15 protein-coding genes are annotated in these 14288 nt (G+C 60.7%); 6 read left to right on the forward strand and 9 right to left on the reverse strand.

The window, feature by feature from the left end:
• The first annotated feature begins 144 nt into the window (after window positions 1-144).
• Window positions 145-762, forward strand: coding sequence for a class I SAM-dependent methyltransferase (locus BW967_RS00055; RefSeq protein ID WP_076483003.1), 618 nt, complete (start codon window positions 145-147; stop codon window positions 760-762).
• A gap of 23 nt (window positions 763-785) precedes the next feature.
• Here the strand turns inward: BW967_RS00055 and BW967_RS00060 are convergent, their stop codons facing one another.
• The gene (locus BW967_RS00060; RefSeq protein WP_076483004.1) at window positions 786-998 is read right to left on the reverse strand and encodes a hypothetical protein; all 213 of its coding nucleotides are present in this window, start codon (window positions 996-998) and stop codon (window positions 786-788) included.
• A gap of 351 nt (window positions 999-1349) precedes the next feature.
• Between BW967_RS00060 and BW967_RS00065 the strand changes: the two genes are divergently transcribed.
• Window positions 1350-3287 (forward strand): methyl-accepting chemotaxis protein, encoded by a 1938-nt coding sequence (locus tag BW967_RS00065; RefSeq protein ID WP_245826393.1) that lies wholly within the window; start codon window positions 1350-1352, stop codon window positions 3285-3287.
• Window positions 3288-3290: 3 nt separating this feature from the next.
• Here BW967_RS00065 and BW967_RS00070 read toward each other — a convergent pair whose 3' ends face one another.
• The 4 genes from BW967_RS00070 to BW967_RS00085 are packed head-to-tail and all read right to left on the reverse strand — an operon-like array spanning window position 3291 to window position 6054.
• The gene (locus BW967_RS00070; protein ID WP_076483005.1) at window positions 3291-3977 is read right to left on the reverse strand and encodes an NnrU family protein; all 687 of its coding nucleotides are present in this window, start codon (window positions 3975-3977) and stop codon (window positions 3291-3293) included.
• A 56-nt stretch (window positions 3978-4033) separates the two neighbouring features.
• Window positions 4034-5014 carry an Lnb N-terminal periplasmic domain-containing protein gene (locus BW967_RS00075; protein WP_076483006.1) on the reverse strand — a complete coding sequence of 327 codons (981 nt, stop codon included), beginning with the start codon at window positions 5012-5014 and terminating at the stop codon, window positions 4034-4036.
• Between the two features lie 50 nt (window positions 5015-5064).
• On the reverse strand, window positions 5065-5346 hold the full coding sequence (locus BW967_RS00080; protein WP_076483007.1) for a YiaA/YiaB family inner membrane protein: 282 nt from the start codon (window positions 5344-5346) through the stop codon (window positions 5065-5067).
• 30 nt (window positions 5347-5376) lie between these two features.
• Entirely contained in the window at window positions 5377-6054 is a 678-nt protein-coding gene (locus tag BW967_RS00085) for a PspA/IM30 family protein (protein ID WP_076483008.1), read from the reverse strand.
• Between the two features lie 106 nt (window positions 6055-6160).
• Here BW967_RS00085 and BW967_RS00090 point away from each other — a divergent pair, with 106 nt between their 5' ends.
• A complete protein-coding gene (locus BW967_RS00090; protein ID WP_076483009.1) occupies window positions 6161-6778 on the forward strand; it encodes a WHG domain-containing protein in 618 nt (205 codons plus the stop codon).
• Between the two features lie 128 nt (window positions 6779-6906).
• On the opposite strand, the gene BW967_RS00095 is transcribed toward BW967_RS00090, so the two are convergent.
• The 4 genes from BW967_RS00095 to BW967_RS00115 all read right to left on the reverse strand — a co-directional run bounded on the left by BW967_RS00095 (window position 6907) and on the right by BW967_RS00115 (window position 9508).
• Window positions 6907-7272, reverse strand: a complete 366-nt coding sequence (locus BW967_RS00095; protein ID WP_076483010.1) for a hypothetical protein — start codon at window positions 7270-7272, stop codon at window positions 6907-6909.
• A gap of 403 nt (window positions 7273-7675) precedes the next feature.
• A complete protein-coding gene (locus BW967_RS00105) occupies window positions 7676-9058 on the reverse strand; it encodes a PucC family protein (RefSeq protein ID WP_076483012.1) in 1383 nt (460 codons plus the stop codon).
• A gap of 91 nt (window positions 9059-9149) precedes the next feature.
• Entirely contained in the window at window positions 9150-9338 is a 189-nt protein-coding gene (locus BW967_RS00110) for a light-harvesting protein (protein ID WP_076483013.1), read from the reverse strand.
• A gap of 20 nt (window positions 9339-9358) precedes the next feature.
• Window positions 9359-9508, reverse strand: coding sequence for a light-harvesting protein (locus tag BW967_RS00115; RefSeq protein ID WP_076483014.1), 150 nt, complete (start codon window positions 9506-9508; stop codon window positions 9359-9361).
• A gap of 917 nt (window positions 9509-10425) precedes the next feature.
• Here BW967_RS00115 and BW967_RS00120 point away from each other — a divergent pair.
• The 3 genes from BW967_RS00120 (at window position 10426) to mraZ (ending at window position 14287) form a co-directional block, all read left to right on the forward strand.
• Window positions 10426-11757 (forward strand): NAD(P)-dependent oxidoreductase, encoded by a 1332-nt coding sequence (locus BW967_RS00120; protein WP_076483015.1) that lies wholly within the window; start codon window positions 10426-10428, stop codon window positions 11755-11757.
• Between the two features lies 1 nt (window position 11758).
• Complete coding sequence (gene preA / locus BW967_RS00125) at window positions 11759-13078, forward strand: NAD-dependent dihydropyrimidine dehydrogenase subunit PreA (RefSeq protein ID WP_076483016.1); 1320 nt, start codon at window positions 11759-11761, stop codon at window positions 13076-13078.
• Window positions 13079-13798: 720 nt separating this feature from the next.
• Window positions 13799-14287: a division/cell wall cluster transcriptional repressor MraZ gene (mraZ, locus tag BW967_RS00130; protein ID WP_076483017.1), complete on the forward strand. Its 489-nt coding sequence runs from the start codon at window positions 13799-13801 to the stop codon at window positions 14285-14287.
• Window position 14288: the final 1 nt, after the last annotated feature.

Below are 14288 nucleotides of genomic sequence, written 5' to 3' on the forward strand. Positions count from 1 at the left end.
GGACGATGAAAAGGGCCGGGCGGCACTGTCAGTTATGTGCGGACCTCACAAATCGGGCTGCGCCAGATCGTCCCGCGTGTGGGCGGGGGCTACCGCCAAGGCAAGCGTGGCGCTAGGGTCGCGGCATAAACGAGGGGGCCTATCATGAGCGACGTGCAACTTCAGTTCTGGGACAAGGTGGCCGAGCGCTATGCGGCGCGCCCGCTCAAAGACCCGGGGGCGTTTGAAGAGATGCTGGTCGAGGTGGGCGGCTGGTTGCAACCCGGCGATAAAGTGCTGGAAATTGGCTGTGGGACGGGCTCGACCGCGGTGCGTTTGGGTGGCGGTGTGGGGCAGTGGCTCGCCACCGATCTATCCCCCGAGATGGTGCGGATTGCGCAAGCGAAAGAGGCACCGGAAGGGGTGCGGTTTGTCGAGGCCCCGGCCGATGCATTGCATGATGCCGCGCCCTTTGACGCGATCTGCGCTTTTCACATTTTGCATCTGGTGCCCGATGCGCAAAGAACGCTTGCCGTCTTGCGCGAGCAATTGGCGCCGGGGGGGCTTTTGATCTCAAAAACTTGGTGCTTGCGGGACTTTAACCCGCTGATGCGGATAATCTTTCCGATCTTGCGCAAACGCGGCTTGATGCCGCCGATCAACCAACTGCGCTACCGCGATTTGCGCGCGATGATCGAAGGCGCTGGCTTCACGATTGAGGGCGAGCGGCACTTTGGTAAGCACCGCCACAGCCGGTTCGTGATTGCGCGCAAGGCGGGCTAAGGCGCCCGCCTGCGGTTTCAGGCTTAGCTGTCGGATTTGGGCGCGTCTTTCGGCGCCGGGGGCGTGTATTTGATCAGCAAATGCCAGCCCGCATAAGCGCCAGCCGCCGCGAAGATCGCCGCCCACATATAGCTTTTGGTGCTGACCACCTCAAAGGCGGCCCAAGCAAAGCAGAAGCCCACCACAGCAATGCGCACCACCAGCGGCTTGAACATCGGATGATCGAAGCTCGACATCAAGAATTCCCCTTTTGCGCCCAACCGCGCGGCGGTGCGGCGCCTCTTTGGCCCGGTCTGGGCCCCTTCTGCCTTGGTCCGGCCGCAAGCCGCGGCACGTGGGCCCGCCGCATGCGAGCCGTGCCGCAAGGATCGCGAGCCGGGGGGTAATGTCAATGCGACGAGAAGGAAGGGGCAGACGGTTACCACCGTGCGAAAAAGGATGTGCGCAAATATACATATTTGAGATTTCTATGAAAATAAGGGTTTCTTGACCCTTTGGTGCAATGCTCGACTCGCCCGGTTTGTATTTTCTTCTGTGCCTTTTTGAGTTGGCCGGGTGTTTTCGTCCCCAGACCCATAGGCCCAATCGTGACCCGATTTCGTATATTGCGTGGTATTTCCGCGCGCGTTTATGGCATTGTCGCCGTGGCGGCGCTTGCCCTCGTTCTGCTCTCTGAATTGCTTTTGACCTTCGCGGCCGACAATGCCGTGGCGATGCGCCGACAACATCTGAGCGATGTCACCGACACGGCGCTTTCGGTGCTGCGCGACCTTGATCGACACATACAGGAAGGCGAGATGACGCCTGAGGCTGCCCGCGCCGAAGGGGCGCGCCGCTTGGCCGAATTGCAGTTCGATCAATCGGGTTATTTCTACGTGTTCGATCACACCGGCACGATCGTCATGCATCCGACCCATCCTGAGTGGGTGGGAACCTCACAGCTTGATTATACCGATGCCAATGGCACTCGGATCTTTGCCGAGATGATAGATCAGGCCGAGACCGAGGGATCGGGCGCGCTGCGCTATGAATTTAACAAACCCGGCACGACGGAAGCTGAGGAAAAGATTGGTTTTGTGCGCGATTTCGCACCCTGGGGCTGGATCGTCGGCACCGGTTCTTACATGAGCGATATCCATGCCGCCCTCGGGCATTTGCGGACGGTCTCGACGCTGGCAATGGTGCTTGCGCTCTTGACGCTGATCGGTGTTGCCACGGTGCTTGCGCGCAGCGTGACCAAGCCTTTTGCGGCGATCCATCGGCGGATGGAGGCGATGACGACGGGGGATATCAAGAGTCCGGTGCCCGGCACAGATCGGTGCTGCGAAATGGGCGATATGGCTCGCGCGCTTGACAATTTCCGCGCCGAACTGGCCGAAAAAGAAACGCTAGAGGCGCAGCAACGCCTTCAGGCCGAAGAGATCGCCCGCGCCGAAGCCGAAGCTCATGCCCGCGAAGAGGAACTGGCCCGCCGTGAAGCGGAGGCGGAACAGGCGCGCAAGCGGGAGGCAGAGGCCCTTGCCGCAGAGCGCGCCGCAGAAGAGGCCCGCCTTGCGGCCGAGCGCGACGAACAGGTGCGCCAACAGCAATTGGTGGTTTATTTGCTTGCCGAAGGGCTGCGTGCGATTTCGGAAGGCAATCTGACAGTGCGCATCGACAATGAAGACTTCCCGCCGGGCTATATTGAATTGCGCAATGATTTCAACGCCGCTGTGGAGAAGATCGCGGGGTTGATCTCTGGCATTATGGACTCGACCGATGCGGTGGAACATAGCGCCGGTCAGTTGAGCCTTGCGTCTGAAGATTTGGGGCGACGCACCGAGACGCAGGCGGCCTCTTTGGAGGAAACGGCTGCCGCGATGAACCAGATGGCCTCATCGGTGGAGCAATCGGTGACCAGTGCGCGCAATGCCGCGCAAGCGGTGCGCCGCACGCGCCGCAGCACCGAAGTGGGCCTGAGCGTGGCGCGCGAAACCCGTGGCGCGATGCAAGATATTGCGGAAAGCTCGGATCAAATCTCGCGCATTACCAGCGTGATTGACGATATCGCCTTCCAAACCAACCTCTTGGCGCTCAATGCCGGGGTTGAGGCGGCACGTGCTGGCGAAACGGGGCGTGGTTTTGCCGTTGTCGCCTCTGAGGTGCGGGCACTGGCGCAGCGCTCCTCAGAAGCGGCGCAAGAGATTGCCAAGCTTATTGAAACCTCGGGGCGGCATGTCCAGCTTGGGGTGAAATTGGCGTCGCGGTCTGACACCACCTTGGAAGAGATCAATACATTGGTGGGGGATTTGGATCGGCTTTTGGGCGATATCTCCAATGCCGCAACCGAGCAGAACGCTGGCATTTCAGAGGTATCGGCGGCGGTGAACCAATTGGATCAGGTGACCCAGCATAATGCGGCGATGTTTGAGGAAAACTCCGCCGCAACGCAGGGGCTGCTCAACGAGGCGCGCACGCTCAAAGACCTGAGTGCGGTGTTTCGTATTCAGGGCGGTGCGCCTGCGGGGCAAAGGCTGGCGTCCTAACCCTTACCAAGCGCCGGGCCAAAGCCCGATCACCGGTTGATGGAGATGCCAAAGTCCGACCCAAAGGAACACTGCAATCCCTGCGCGCCGCCATGACGGTGCTGCGTGAGGCTTCCAGCGACCGGTGATCAGGGCGGCAAGGGGCAAAAGATGGGTATGCGCGGTTAGTTGCGCCCATCTTTTGGCCCCGAGCGCCCGGCGCTTGCGTGCTTCAACCACGGGCATGCCAATCAGCGCGAGCAGCAAAAACGGCCCAAACAGAAGCACATGCGCCACGTCGCCATTGGGCAGAAGATGCGCACCCGCCCAAAGTGCGAGCGCCCAAAGCAGCGGTTGGCGGGTAAGCCCTGCAATGCCGGGATGGGCCGGGTCAAAGCCCTTGGGCGTGCCCTCAAAGGCAAAGGGGTTCGGGGCGGCAACACCAAAGCTCCCCAAAGCAATCACCACCGGCATGGCGATATTCACCACCCAGCGGTGCCATGGTTCGGGCGCCCAAAGTTCCACAAACGGCGCGCGTTGCGCGGCCATGATCACCCACCACAACAGCGCCAAAGAGACGATGGAAAAGGCGATCAGATAGCCGCGCGGCCCCAGTTTGCGCAACAGCCAGCCCTTCACGCCAAGCGCGGCGGGCAAGCGGTGCGACACCATAAAAAGCCCCATGGCGAGGGCGAATTCGATCCAGTTCATGCGGCGAGTTAGCCTGAAGCGGGGGGCTTTCGCTAGCCCCCCGTTGGGGCGCTTGCCTATTCCGGCTGGCGGATCTTGTCGGAGAAGCTGACCCCCGGCAGGTCGCGCTGGGCGCGCAAGGTGATGAGGGCAGAGGCATCACGCGCGCCGGGATCCGCCGGGCTGACCACGCCCAAATCGGTAAGATAATCAGGCAAATGCCCCGAAAGCACCAAGCGCCAATCGAGCGGCAGATCGGGTTTGAGGCTATGGGCCAACTGCCAGACCACGGTGGTGCAATTGGCGGTCAGCGTGTTGTAAAACTGCGGCGCGGCTTGCAGCTCTTGCGCCAGCGTGACGTAGGAGAGGAAAATCGTGCGGCGCTGGTCCGGGCTCAGGGCGATCGGGTAGAGCCGCACCTGTTCTTGGCGGTAGTTGGTGCGCAACTGCACGATGTCGCGTTCCGTCGCGCCGATCAGCACCAGTTCAAACTGCCGAAAGAAGCCGCCGATTTCGTTGAATTTCTCCCCCTCTTCGCGGCGAATCTCGACCGAAAACACCACATGCTCGCCAGTGGTAAAGCCAAAGCTGACCAAGAGATGCGCGATATCGGGGCTGTCCCAGATCGAGGTGAACATATCCACCGTTTCAAGGTCATTGAGATCAACGGTTTCGCTGATCCAGCGCTGCGTGGCCTCGGTTTCTGAGTGCCAGTCAAAATCGCGGATATTGCCCAAGGTGATGGTCTCGCCCGAGATGTCAGCAGTGACCCCGCGCGCGACATCTACCGCCCAATCGCGGTCTTGGCGGGGTGTGATGGTTTGATACCAGCCGCCCACCAATAGGGCTGCAAAAGCGGCCAGCAGCCAGCCCATGCGCCGGGAGCGCAGAAACCGTGCCGCAAGGCTCGCCATCACCGCCAAGGTCAGCCCCGCCAAAGCGAGAAGGCGCAGTGCCCCCGCCAAATGCAGCCAAAGCGCGGTCGCAGCCCAAGCGCTGCCCAAAACAAGGATCAAAACAAACAAAACGTGGGCAAGAACGGTCATCAGGCGGGGCATTTGGTGTCTCCTGCGAAGGGCGGGCCGGGCGTGTCGCCCGGCGCCAAGGCTTAGATATCGGTCTTGCCAGAGGCTTCGGCCAGCAAACGTTCGGTGCGGGCATCTTCAAGCTTGTTATAGATGCGCGCGGATTCTTCTTTGTCACGCAGGGCTTTGGTGATCGAGGCGGTGGAATAGACCAGCATCAAAGCCGCCATCGCATAATAGCCTTTGGCCGAAAAGCTCGCCTCAAGCGACCAGATCCCCGCGCCCATCATCAAAGCGGCAACGGCAAAGTTGAAATAGGTGAAGATGTTCCACGCGTTGGACACTTTGGGCATATAGTCAGACATTGGTTTCTTCCTTGATTGAATGAGGTTGGATCAAACGGCTTTGGCACGCAGTCGGGCGAGCACATCCGCTGCGCCAGACCGCAGGGGCGCCCCGCAACCCGCGGCGGCCAAGCGCGCCGAGGTGGATTCGGCCGAAGACGAAATCGAAAGCTCGGTCAGTGCGATTTCCACCTCTTCGGAATGGGATTGACGGTCTTGCAGGCGTTCGAGCGTGGCCTCCGCCTCGCGCAGGCTCGCCATCACCCCATCGGGCAGGGTGCCGCGCAGCTTTTGCGTGCGTTGCGCCGCATCGGCGATTTGTTTGCCGCGTTGCAGTGTGCGCAGGCGTTGTTCGGCCAAGCTGACCGTGTCGCGCAGACGGTGAATTTCCGCTTTGTAATGGGTAATCGCGCGGGCGGTGGCATCGGCTTCGGCCTCAAGCTCAGCAATCGCGGCTGCGGCCTCGGTGGCCAGATCATCGCGCCCCTTTGCAAGCGCATCAAGCGCGCGGGCCTCCAAATCGGCCAACTGATCGGCAATCCGCGCAGCGGCTTTTTCTTCGCGTGCCGCATAGGCCATCACCACGGCCACCGCACGTTTGGCCCCCTCAAGCGCTTCTGCGGCATCGCGCAGTTGTTGGCGCAAGATCGTCAGTGCATTGGCATCGGTGAACGCGTCCACCGCATCATGGCTGCGGGCCCGGATTAGCGTTGTCATCATCTTGAACATCTGGTTCTCCATCGCTATGAACGTTGTTCATGTGATCTGTATGGCAGGGGCGTGAACATTGTTCAAGATATTTTTGAACGCCGTTCACAAAATAATGGAGTCCCAAATGGGAAGCACGCGCGACGAGAAAAAAGCCGAGTTGAAAACCCGGCTGATTGAGGCCGCAGAAGCCGAGATCATTTCCGAGGGGCTTTCGGGTCTTAAAGCGCGCGCGGTGACGGCGCGGGCGGGCTGTGCCTTGGGCGCGCTTTATAACGCCGTCGAAGACCTCGATATGCTGGTCCTGCACGTCAATTCCCGCACGATCGCGCGGCTGGGCGCGGCTTTGCAGGAGGTCGCGCCTGCGGAGGCCGAAGATCCGCGTGCGGCGCTTCAAGCTTTGGCGGCGCGCTATGCGGAATTTGCGGTCGCAGAACGGCCTTTGTGGCTCGCGCTTTTTGAGCATCGGCTCGGTGCAGGGCGCGAGGTGCCCGAGTGGCACCGCCAAGAACATGCGGTGTTGCTTGAAGTGATTCTGCCCCATTTGGCGCGGCTGCGCCCCGATCTGGACCGTGCGGCGCTGGGGCTGCGGGCGCGCACCACCTTTGCGGCGGTGCATGGGGTCGTGCATCTCGCGCTTCAGGGAAGATTCGTCGGCGTGCCGATGGCAGATTTGCAATCCGAGATCGCGGGGCTTGTTGAAACCCTGACCGCCGGGGCCGACCATCTCGCTGTGCGCGGCTAAGCAGGGCAGGGGGCGTGAACTGGGCGGCCTAAAAACGGAAACGCCCGCTCTTCAGTCCCTCCCAGGAGGTCAGAAGAGCGGGCGTCAACCCGAGGCAGGGGGCGGCCCTTAGGCCGCCCGATGCATGATTATTCGCCCGGACGACGCGAGATCGTGGCGAAGCCGAAGGTGTCCGAGAACGGCAGGAATTTGCCGGGGATCACGTTCGACTGACGCGGGCTGTCTTGCACCAGCGGCATTTTCCAGAACGCAGCCGATTTCGGGGCGGCGTCGCGCGGGCACAGGTTCGGCTTGCGCGGGGTGTCTTGCACCAGCGGGCGCGGCCAGAAGCCTTGCGACATGTATTTGGTGCCTTCGTACACGTTTTTGGTGCGCGGCGTATCTTTCAGCAGCGCCCAGCCGAAGCGAGCCGAGAACTCGCCCGCCGGCTCCGCTTTCACGGGGGCGTTCAGGAAGATGTGCCGATGGTCTTTCATGATGTTGTCGGTGTTCATTTGGTCTTTCCTCGCAGGTGAACTCTTCAGTGACGTATTCAGGCGCAACAGGTCCCGCATGGGCGGGAAGTGCTACGCAGAAGTTTCGCCGCGCCTAGCGGCTTGTGGCTGACTTTCGCGACGAGCGCGGCGGCACCGCCAGCGAGCCGCTCTGCAGAACCGACGACGGCACTTACGTGAACGTCGGCGGCTTTGAGTGCTTCGACAAGGGTAGCGCGCTTAGAACCGTCGGCCATGACGACAGAAATTGCGCCCGATAGTTTACCCTTCCTCGTGAGCTGGCTTGCGAGCCCGCAAGCCGTCGTATCATCGGCATATAGCCGCGTGTATGCCGTCGTCATGCATCCTCCTCGGGTAAGGACAATCCAAAGTCTAAACCCCGTCGCGCGAAAGCGCTCTGCGGTCACTTGTCACGACTCAGCGCTAACGGCACGGCAAAGACGATAGCGATGAGCAACAAAAAGGCTTCCAGTGCGAACACGGCATTGTAAGGGCCAGCAACCCCGCTGCCGAAGGTGTTTGGCAAGGCTACAAGCCCGTCGCGCACGATCCCGGCCAAGGCGATGCCAAGCCCGGCAGCGGTGGCCTGCACGGCCCCCCAAGCGCCAAGGGCAAGGCCGATCCGGTCGGCGGGGGCGGCGCGCATTGTGGCGGTGAGCGTTGCATGGCCAAAGAGACCGATGCCGAACCCTACCACATAGGTGCCGAGCACGAAAAAGGCGAAAAGCGGCAAAAGCGATGAATAGATGATGGCGGCAAAGCCGGGCACACCGATGATCGCGCCGATCAGGCCCAGATGCATCGGTTTCATCCCATTGCCGAGCACCTTTGAGGCGAGGCCGAAGCCAGTGAGCGTGCCAAAGGCAAAGAGCGCCGAAAGCTTGGTGGTTTGCCCAACCGTCAGCCCCAAAGCCTGCCCACCATAGGGTTCGAGCAGCACATCGCACATGCCATAGCCAAAGGTGCCAAGGGCGATCACGATCAAAAGCGGCAGCATCCCCTTGCGCGCCATCAGCTCATTAAAGGCTTGGCGGAAGGTCGGATGCACGGCGGCTTCCATCTGTCGGGCTTTTTCGCGGTCAAAGGCTTCTTGGCGCCAGAGCGCGGCCATATTGAGCGCAACCGAAACCACAGCGGTGCCTTGAATCACCTGAATCAGGCGCCCCGGCGTGTAGTTTGCCAAAAGGAAACCGTAGATCAGCGCTGCGGCAACCGACCCAAACAGCAGCATCACATACATCAGCCCCACGACCTTGGGATGGTCTTCTTCTTCCACAAGGTCGGTCGCGAGTGCGAGGCCCGCCGTTTGCACGATATGGGCGCCCGCCCCAACCAAAAGGAAGGCAAGGGCCGCGGCGGAAATGCCGATCCAGCGCGGCGCATCATAAGATTCGCCAAAGCCCGAGAGCACCAAAAGCGCAAAAGGCATCATCGCGAAGCCGCCGAATTGGTAGATCGTGCCCTTCCAGATCCACGGCACACGCTTGAGCCCGAGCGCGGATTTGTTGGTGTCGGATTTAAAGCCGATCAATGTGCGGAATGGCGCGAAAAGCAGGGGCATTGCCAGCATGATCGAGACGATCGAGGCATGTACACCCATTTCGACAATCATCACCCGGTTGAGCGTGCCGGCCAGTAGCACAAGCGTCATACCAACGGTGACTTGGAATAGGGATAACCTAAGGAGCCGGGAAAGCGGAACCTCATCGGTCGCTACATCGGCGAATGGAAGATACCTGGGACCGAATCGCGCCAGATTTTTCAGAGCGAAGTCACGGTAGCCCATGGGTGCCGCCCAAAGTAGGAAGGGTATTTAAGGGGGCGGGCCCCCGGAGAGAGAATGGGCCCATCGGTTTGCACCGATGGGCCCACGAAGATTATTGAGCCGGAGCGGCCACGACCACGGTCGGGGCGGTCATCGGCTGGCCGTTCCAGTAGGCGCCGAACCAGTCGGTGGTGGCCAGGAGGCCGCCGTGCACGATCAGCGCGGTCACGGCAACGGCGCCGAGCACCAGCGGAACACCGGTCGAGGGGGCGACAACGGTCCAAACTTTAGCGTTGTTCATGGTATATCTCCTCTACCCGATTAGCCGAGCCACGGCGTGGCGATCGCCGAGAGGATGTGCGCAACAAGCGCCATCGCCCCGAACACACGGGTGCCATCGATCAGATAGCTGTGGACTTCTTCAGCTTCTTTCAGCGTCAGGCCGCTCGGCCCAGCTTTGTCGTCAGTCATGTCCCGAATCCTCCAAAAAACTGGGATCTCTCGAAGGCTTTCCCCAAACTTCGCAACTTGCGATGCGAGCCTGAGCTTTTGCCTCCCCGCTACCACGCCCGGACTGGCGTGGCATCGTGAGGTCACTATGCGAGGGGGGGGCGGCGCGATCAAGTGTAAATTGCGGCTTACACTGCGGCAAATTCGGCACTTAGGGAGGCAGAGTGCCAGTCGTAAAAAGTGCCTCTGAAAAGTGCCTTTTATCGTTGTTGACGGCTGTAAACGGGCGCCATCAGTGCCCTGTCGAACAGTGCCTGAATCGGGGCTTTTGCCCAATAGAAAAAGGCTTTTCTTGCTGCGGCTGCGAAGGCGATGGCGAGGGGGTGTGGGGGCAAGATTTGGGGTTGCTGCCTCAAGTGTAACGTCAGATATACATTTTTCTGCGTTGAGGTGTCGCAGCTTAGCGGGTTTGCGGGCGGCGCGGCAGCAATTGGGGCGGCGCGAAATTGGGTCGAATTGTCGCGTGAAAAAATCTTCAAAAAAAGTTCAGGGCGAGGGTTGAAAGGCCCGAAAGCGATCCCCAATTCGCATTCATAAGCTGTCGTCAGCTTTAACAAGCAGATTCAGTCACCGAATCCTCCAAAGATGCGCCCAGGTGACAGGATCAAGCGGCTCTCCTCGCCGGACACGGGGAGGGCCGCACCTAGCCCCAGAGATGAATCACCCCCCTCCTTGGGGCCACTTGGCCTCTCAACCTGCGTAATATGATGCGCGATAGCTTGTGCGCATGAGGTCGCCGGGGGGATGCGGTCCTTGTGCCTTAAATTTGGGCAGATGCCGGGAATCACCGCTGATCGGGCGGGTTCAGTAATTTTACCCATTGATAAAAATTCTATCCATGGCAGCGTTGGGACAAATAACAAGCCAGGGAGGTCTTCGTGACCACACGCCAGTTCGAGCCCGGGATCGTGCCCGGGCGTCTTCCCGCAGAAGACTATTGTCACGCTTTTGCCGATACCGCGCCGCCACTGACGGACCATGCCGCGCGCGTGGCCGCGGATCGGTGCTACTTCTGTTATGATGCGCCCTGCACCACGGCCTGTCCGTCCGATATTGATGTGCCGCTGTTCATTCGCCAGATCGCGACGGGCCAGCCCGAGGCGGCTGCGGTGACGATCCTGTCGCAAAACATCTTTGGTGGCATGTGCGCCCGCGTCTGCCCGACCGAGACCCTGTGCGAGGGCGCCTGCGTGCGCGAGGTGGCTGAGGGCAAGCCGGTCGAGATTGGCCTTTTGCAGCGCCATGCGACCGACAAACTGCAAGCGGCGGGCGTGCATCCCTTCACCCGCGCCGAACGGACCGAGTTCTCAGTCGCTGTGGTGGGGGCGGGGCCGGCGGGGCTTGCTTGCGCGCACCGGCTCGCGATGAAGGGCCATGAGGTCACCGTCTATGATGCGCGGCTCAAACCCGGTGGTCTTAATGAATATGGGATCGCCGCTTATAAAGCGCCGGGCGGCTTCGCGCATAAAGAAGTGGCGTGGCTTTTGCAGATCGGTGGCATCACCGTTTTGGAAAACTGGCAGCTGGGGCGCAATGGCACGCTGGAAGACTTGCTGGAAGAACATGATGCAGTGTTCTTGGGCATGGGGCTTTCGGGCGTGAATGCGCTCTCTATTCCCGGTGCCGAATATGCCACCCCGGCAACCGATTATATTGCCGCGCTGCGTCAGGCCGAAGACCTTTCTACCTTGCCGGTGGGGCGGCGCGTTGTGGTGATTGGCGGCGGCATGACGGCGGTGGATGCGGCGGTGCAGGCCAAACTGCTTGGCGCGGAAACCTCCACCATCGTCTATCGTCGCTCGCAGCCGGAAATGCCGGCCTCTTTGCATGAACAAGATCACGCGCAAACGCATGGGGTGCAGATCGTGCCGAATGCGACGCCGGTGGCTATCTATAAAGAAGAAGGCGGCTTGGTGGTCGAATTTGCCCGCACCGCGACGCGCGATGGCAAAATGACGGTGCTGGAAGACACGATCCGGATTGAGGCCGATCAGGTTTTCACGGCCATCGGCCAAACGCTGGGGGCGACGCCAGAGGGGCTTACCATTACTGGCGGCAAAATCGCCATTGATGCGCGGGGCCGCACCGGGCTTGCCAAGGTTTGGGCCGGGGGTGATTGCGCCACGGGTGGCGAAGACCTGACCGTGACGGCATCGGCCGAGGGCCGCGATGCCGCCGAAGACATCCACGCTTTTCTGATGGGGGCCTGAGATGGCGAACCTTGCTTCTGAATTCATTGGTATCAAGTCGCCGAACCCGTTTTGGCTGGCCTCGGCGCCGCCCACGGATAAAGAATATAACGTGCGCCGCGCCTATGAGGCGGGCTGGGGCGGTGTGGTTTGGAAAACGCTTGGTATGGATGGCCCGCCCGTCGTCAACGTTTCTGGCCCGCGCTATGGGGTGATCCATGGGCCGGACCGCACGCTTTTGGGGCTCAACAACATCGAACTCATCACCGACCGCCCGTTGGAGGTGAACCTGCGCGAGATCAAAACGGTCAAACGCGATTACCCGGATCGGGCCTTGGTGGTCTCGCTGATGGTGCCCTGCGATGAGGAAAGCTGGAAGTTCATTCTCAAACAGGTGGAAGACACCGGGGCTGATGGGGTGGAGCTTAACTTCGGCTGCCCGCATGGCATGGCGGAGCGTGGCATGGGCTCTGCCGTGGGGCAGGTGCCCGAATATATTGAAATGGTCACGCGCTGGGTGAAGCAGCATTCGCGCATGCCCTGCATTGTTAAGCTGACCCCCAATATCACCGACATTCGCAAACCCGCCGAGGCGGCTTTGCGCGGCGGTGCAGATGCGGTGAGCCTGATCAACACGATCAACTCAATCACCTCGGTCGATCTCGATATCTTCGCGCCTGAGCCGACGATTGACGGGATGGGGACGCATGGCGGCTATTGCGGTCCGGCAGTGAAGCCGATCGCGCTCAATATGGTGGCCGAGATTGCCCGCAACCCGGAAACCCGCAATTTGCCAATTTCCGGTATCGGCGGGGTGACCACTTGGCGCGATGCGGCGGAGTTCATGGCGCTTGGGGCCTCGAACGTGCAGGTCTGCACCGCGGTAATGACCTATGGCTTCCGTATTGTCGAAGAGATGATCGCGGGGCTGAGCGCCTTCATGGATCAAAAGGGCTTCACCTCCACCTCGGAACTGGTGGGGCTTGCTGTGCCCAAGGTGACCGATTGGCAATATCTCAACCTGAACTACACCACCAAAGCGGTGATCGAGCAGGCCGATTGTATCAAATGCGGCCGCTGCCACGTGGTGTGCGAAGATACCTCGCACCAAGCGATTGCGATGGCTGAGGACCGCACCGTGACGGTGAAGGAAGAGGAATGCGTTGCCTGTAACCTCTGCGTCGATGTCTGCCCCACCGCTTGCATCACGATGAAAGAGATTGCCGTGGGCGAGATGGACGCCCGCACCGGGCGCCCGGTTGGCACGCATCTCAACTGGACCGAGCACCCCAACAACCCGACCGGCTCTGGCGCGGCCTGCGCAAAGGCACCGGCCGAGTAAGGGCAGGGGCCACGGGGCCGAGACATCAAACCAACCGAAGGGGCGCGCTGCGCCCCTTTTCTTTTGCGTCATTTGCGCCGGGAGCGGCGCAAAACGGGCGCGCCATGGGAATTCATGGGCATGGGAAATCACGGGACGCGTTTCGGGAAATGGTGGGATCACGCCGAATCACTGCCGCGTGTTTGCCCGTGAACGCTGGGGTTTTCAGGGATTCTGCGGTGATTTTTGCAGGCCCCCTGCATTTTCTTGGGAAATTGCCCCACTTCATGGGCGGCAGATGCTGCATTTGCTCGCTTAACTATATCTTGTGTTTGACCGGCGTCATTTTGGCTTTTACTTCCATATCTTTGTTATTGGTGCCACAAGGTCTTGAGTTTGAACTCCTTCTAAAACAACATGCAGGGGCCAATTTTCCGTCCTGTCCCAAAATTTCCCTTGAAATCCCATGCGTGACCATGGCATGAATTGGGCATCGAGAAGACGGGCAAGGGGCAACAAGACCCCACGGCGCAAAGACCGGGTTTCATACAGGCACCCGCTTCACGAACGAGAGAGATCCGGCGCGCGAGCGAGCAGACATCCCCCAGGTGGCGCGCGCGAACGGACAGCCCAGAGATGGGACGAGGGCGGCGGATTGAGCAGTGGCAGCAGCTCAATCCGCCGTTTTCCATAAAAGGACCACCGCGGGGGAACGGGACAGGAGTTACCGCCTTGGCGGGAATGTTCATCGGCGAATACACCTTCAAGGTGGACAGCAAGGGGCGCGTGTCGATCCCCGCCCTGTTTCGTCGTGAACTCGAAGAAGGCGACCCGGAAGCCGCCATCAGCAAACGTCCCCGCCTTGTCATCGTTTATGGGGCTGACAGCCAAAAGATGTTGCAGGTGCATTCCTACAGCGGCTTTCAACGGCTCGCCCAAGCGATCAACGCGCGCCCTTACAACGACCCGAACCGCGCGCTTTTGCAGCGCTTCGTGTTGAACAAAGCCCACCCGACGGAAATTGACCCCGATGGCCGCTTGGTGCTGCCCGCAAACCTGCGCGAGCGCTTCAAGCTGGTGGGCGATGCCTATTTCGCGGGGATGGGGGAAACCTTTGAGATTTGGAACCCGGAGACCTTCGCCGAGGTGGATGCGGCGCGGCTCGAAAAACTGATGGCCGAGGTGGGCGAGGATTTCGACCCGCTCAGCCTCTTGGCCACCGGGGGATAAG

This window comes from Rhodobacter aestuarii (assembly GCF_900156655.1).
Taxonomy (GTDB): domain Bacteria; phylum Pseudomonadota; class Alphaproteobacteria; order Rhodobacterales; family Rhodobacteraceae; genus Rhodobacter; species Rhodobacter aestuarii.

What these genes read in the sequence shown, in the direction of transcription:
- BW967_RS00055 (WP_076483003.1), top strand. Translation starts at nt 145, where the DNA reads ATGAGCGACGTGCAACTTCAGTTCTGGGACAAGGTGGCCGAGCGCTAT.
- BW967_RS00060 (WP_076483004.1), bottom strand. Translation starts at nt 998, where the DNA reads ATGTCGAGCTTCGATCATCCGATGTTCAAGCCGCTGGTGGTGCGCATT.
- BW967_RS00070 (WP_076483005.1), bottom strand. Translation starts at nt 3,977, where the DNA reads ATGAACTGGATCGAATTCGCCCTCGCCATGGGGCTTTTTATGGTGTCG.
- BW967_RS00075 (WP_076483006.1), bottom strand. Translation starts at nt 5,014, where the DNA reads ATGCCCCGCCTGATGACCGTTCTTGCCCACGTTTTGTTTGTTTTGATC.
- BW967_RS00080 (WP_076483007.1), bottom strand. Translation starts at nt 5,346, where the DNA reads ATGTCTGACTATATGCCCAAAGTGTCCAACGCGTGGAACATCTTCACC.
- BW967_RS00085 (WP_076483008.1), bottom strand. Translation starts at nt 6,054, where the DNA reads ATGTTCAAGATGATGACAACGCTAATCCGGGCCCGCAGCCATGATGCG.
- BW967_RS00090 (WP_076483009.1), top strand. Translation starts at nt 6,161, where the DNA reads ATGGGAAGCACGCGCGACGAGAAAAAAGCCGAGTTGAAAACCCGGCTG.
- BW967_RS00095 (WP_076483010.1), bottom strand. Translation starts at nt 7,272, where the DNA reads ATGAACACCGACAACATCATGAAAGACCATCGGCACATCTTCCTGAAC.
- BW967_RS00105 (WP_076483012.1), bottom strand. Translation starts at nt 9,058, where the DNA reads ATGGGCTACCGTGACTTCGCTCTGAAAAATCTGGCGCGATTCGGTCCC.
- BW967_RS00110 (WP_076483013.1), bottom strand. Translation starts at nt 9,338, where the DNA reads ATGAACAACGCTAAAGTTTGGACCGTTGTCGCCCCCTCGACCGGTGTT.
- BW967_RS00115 (WP_076483014.1), bottom strand. Translation starts at nt 9,508, where the DNA reads ATGACTGACGACAAAGCTGGGCCGAGCGGCCTGACGCTGAAAGAAGCT.
- preA (WP_076483016.1), top strand. Translation starts at nt 11,759, where the DNA reads ATGGCGAACCTTGCTTCTGAATTCATTGGTATCAAGTCGCCGAACCCG.
- mraZ (WP_076483017.1), top strand. Translation starts at nt 13,799, where the DNA reads ATGTTCATCGGCGAATACACCTTCAAGGTGGACAGCAAGGGGCGCGTG.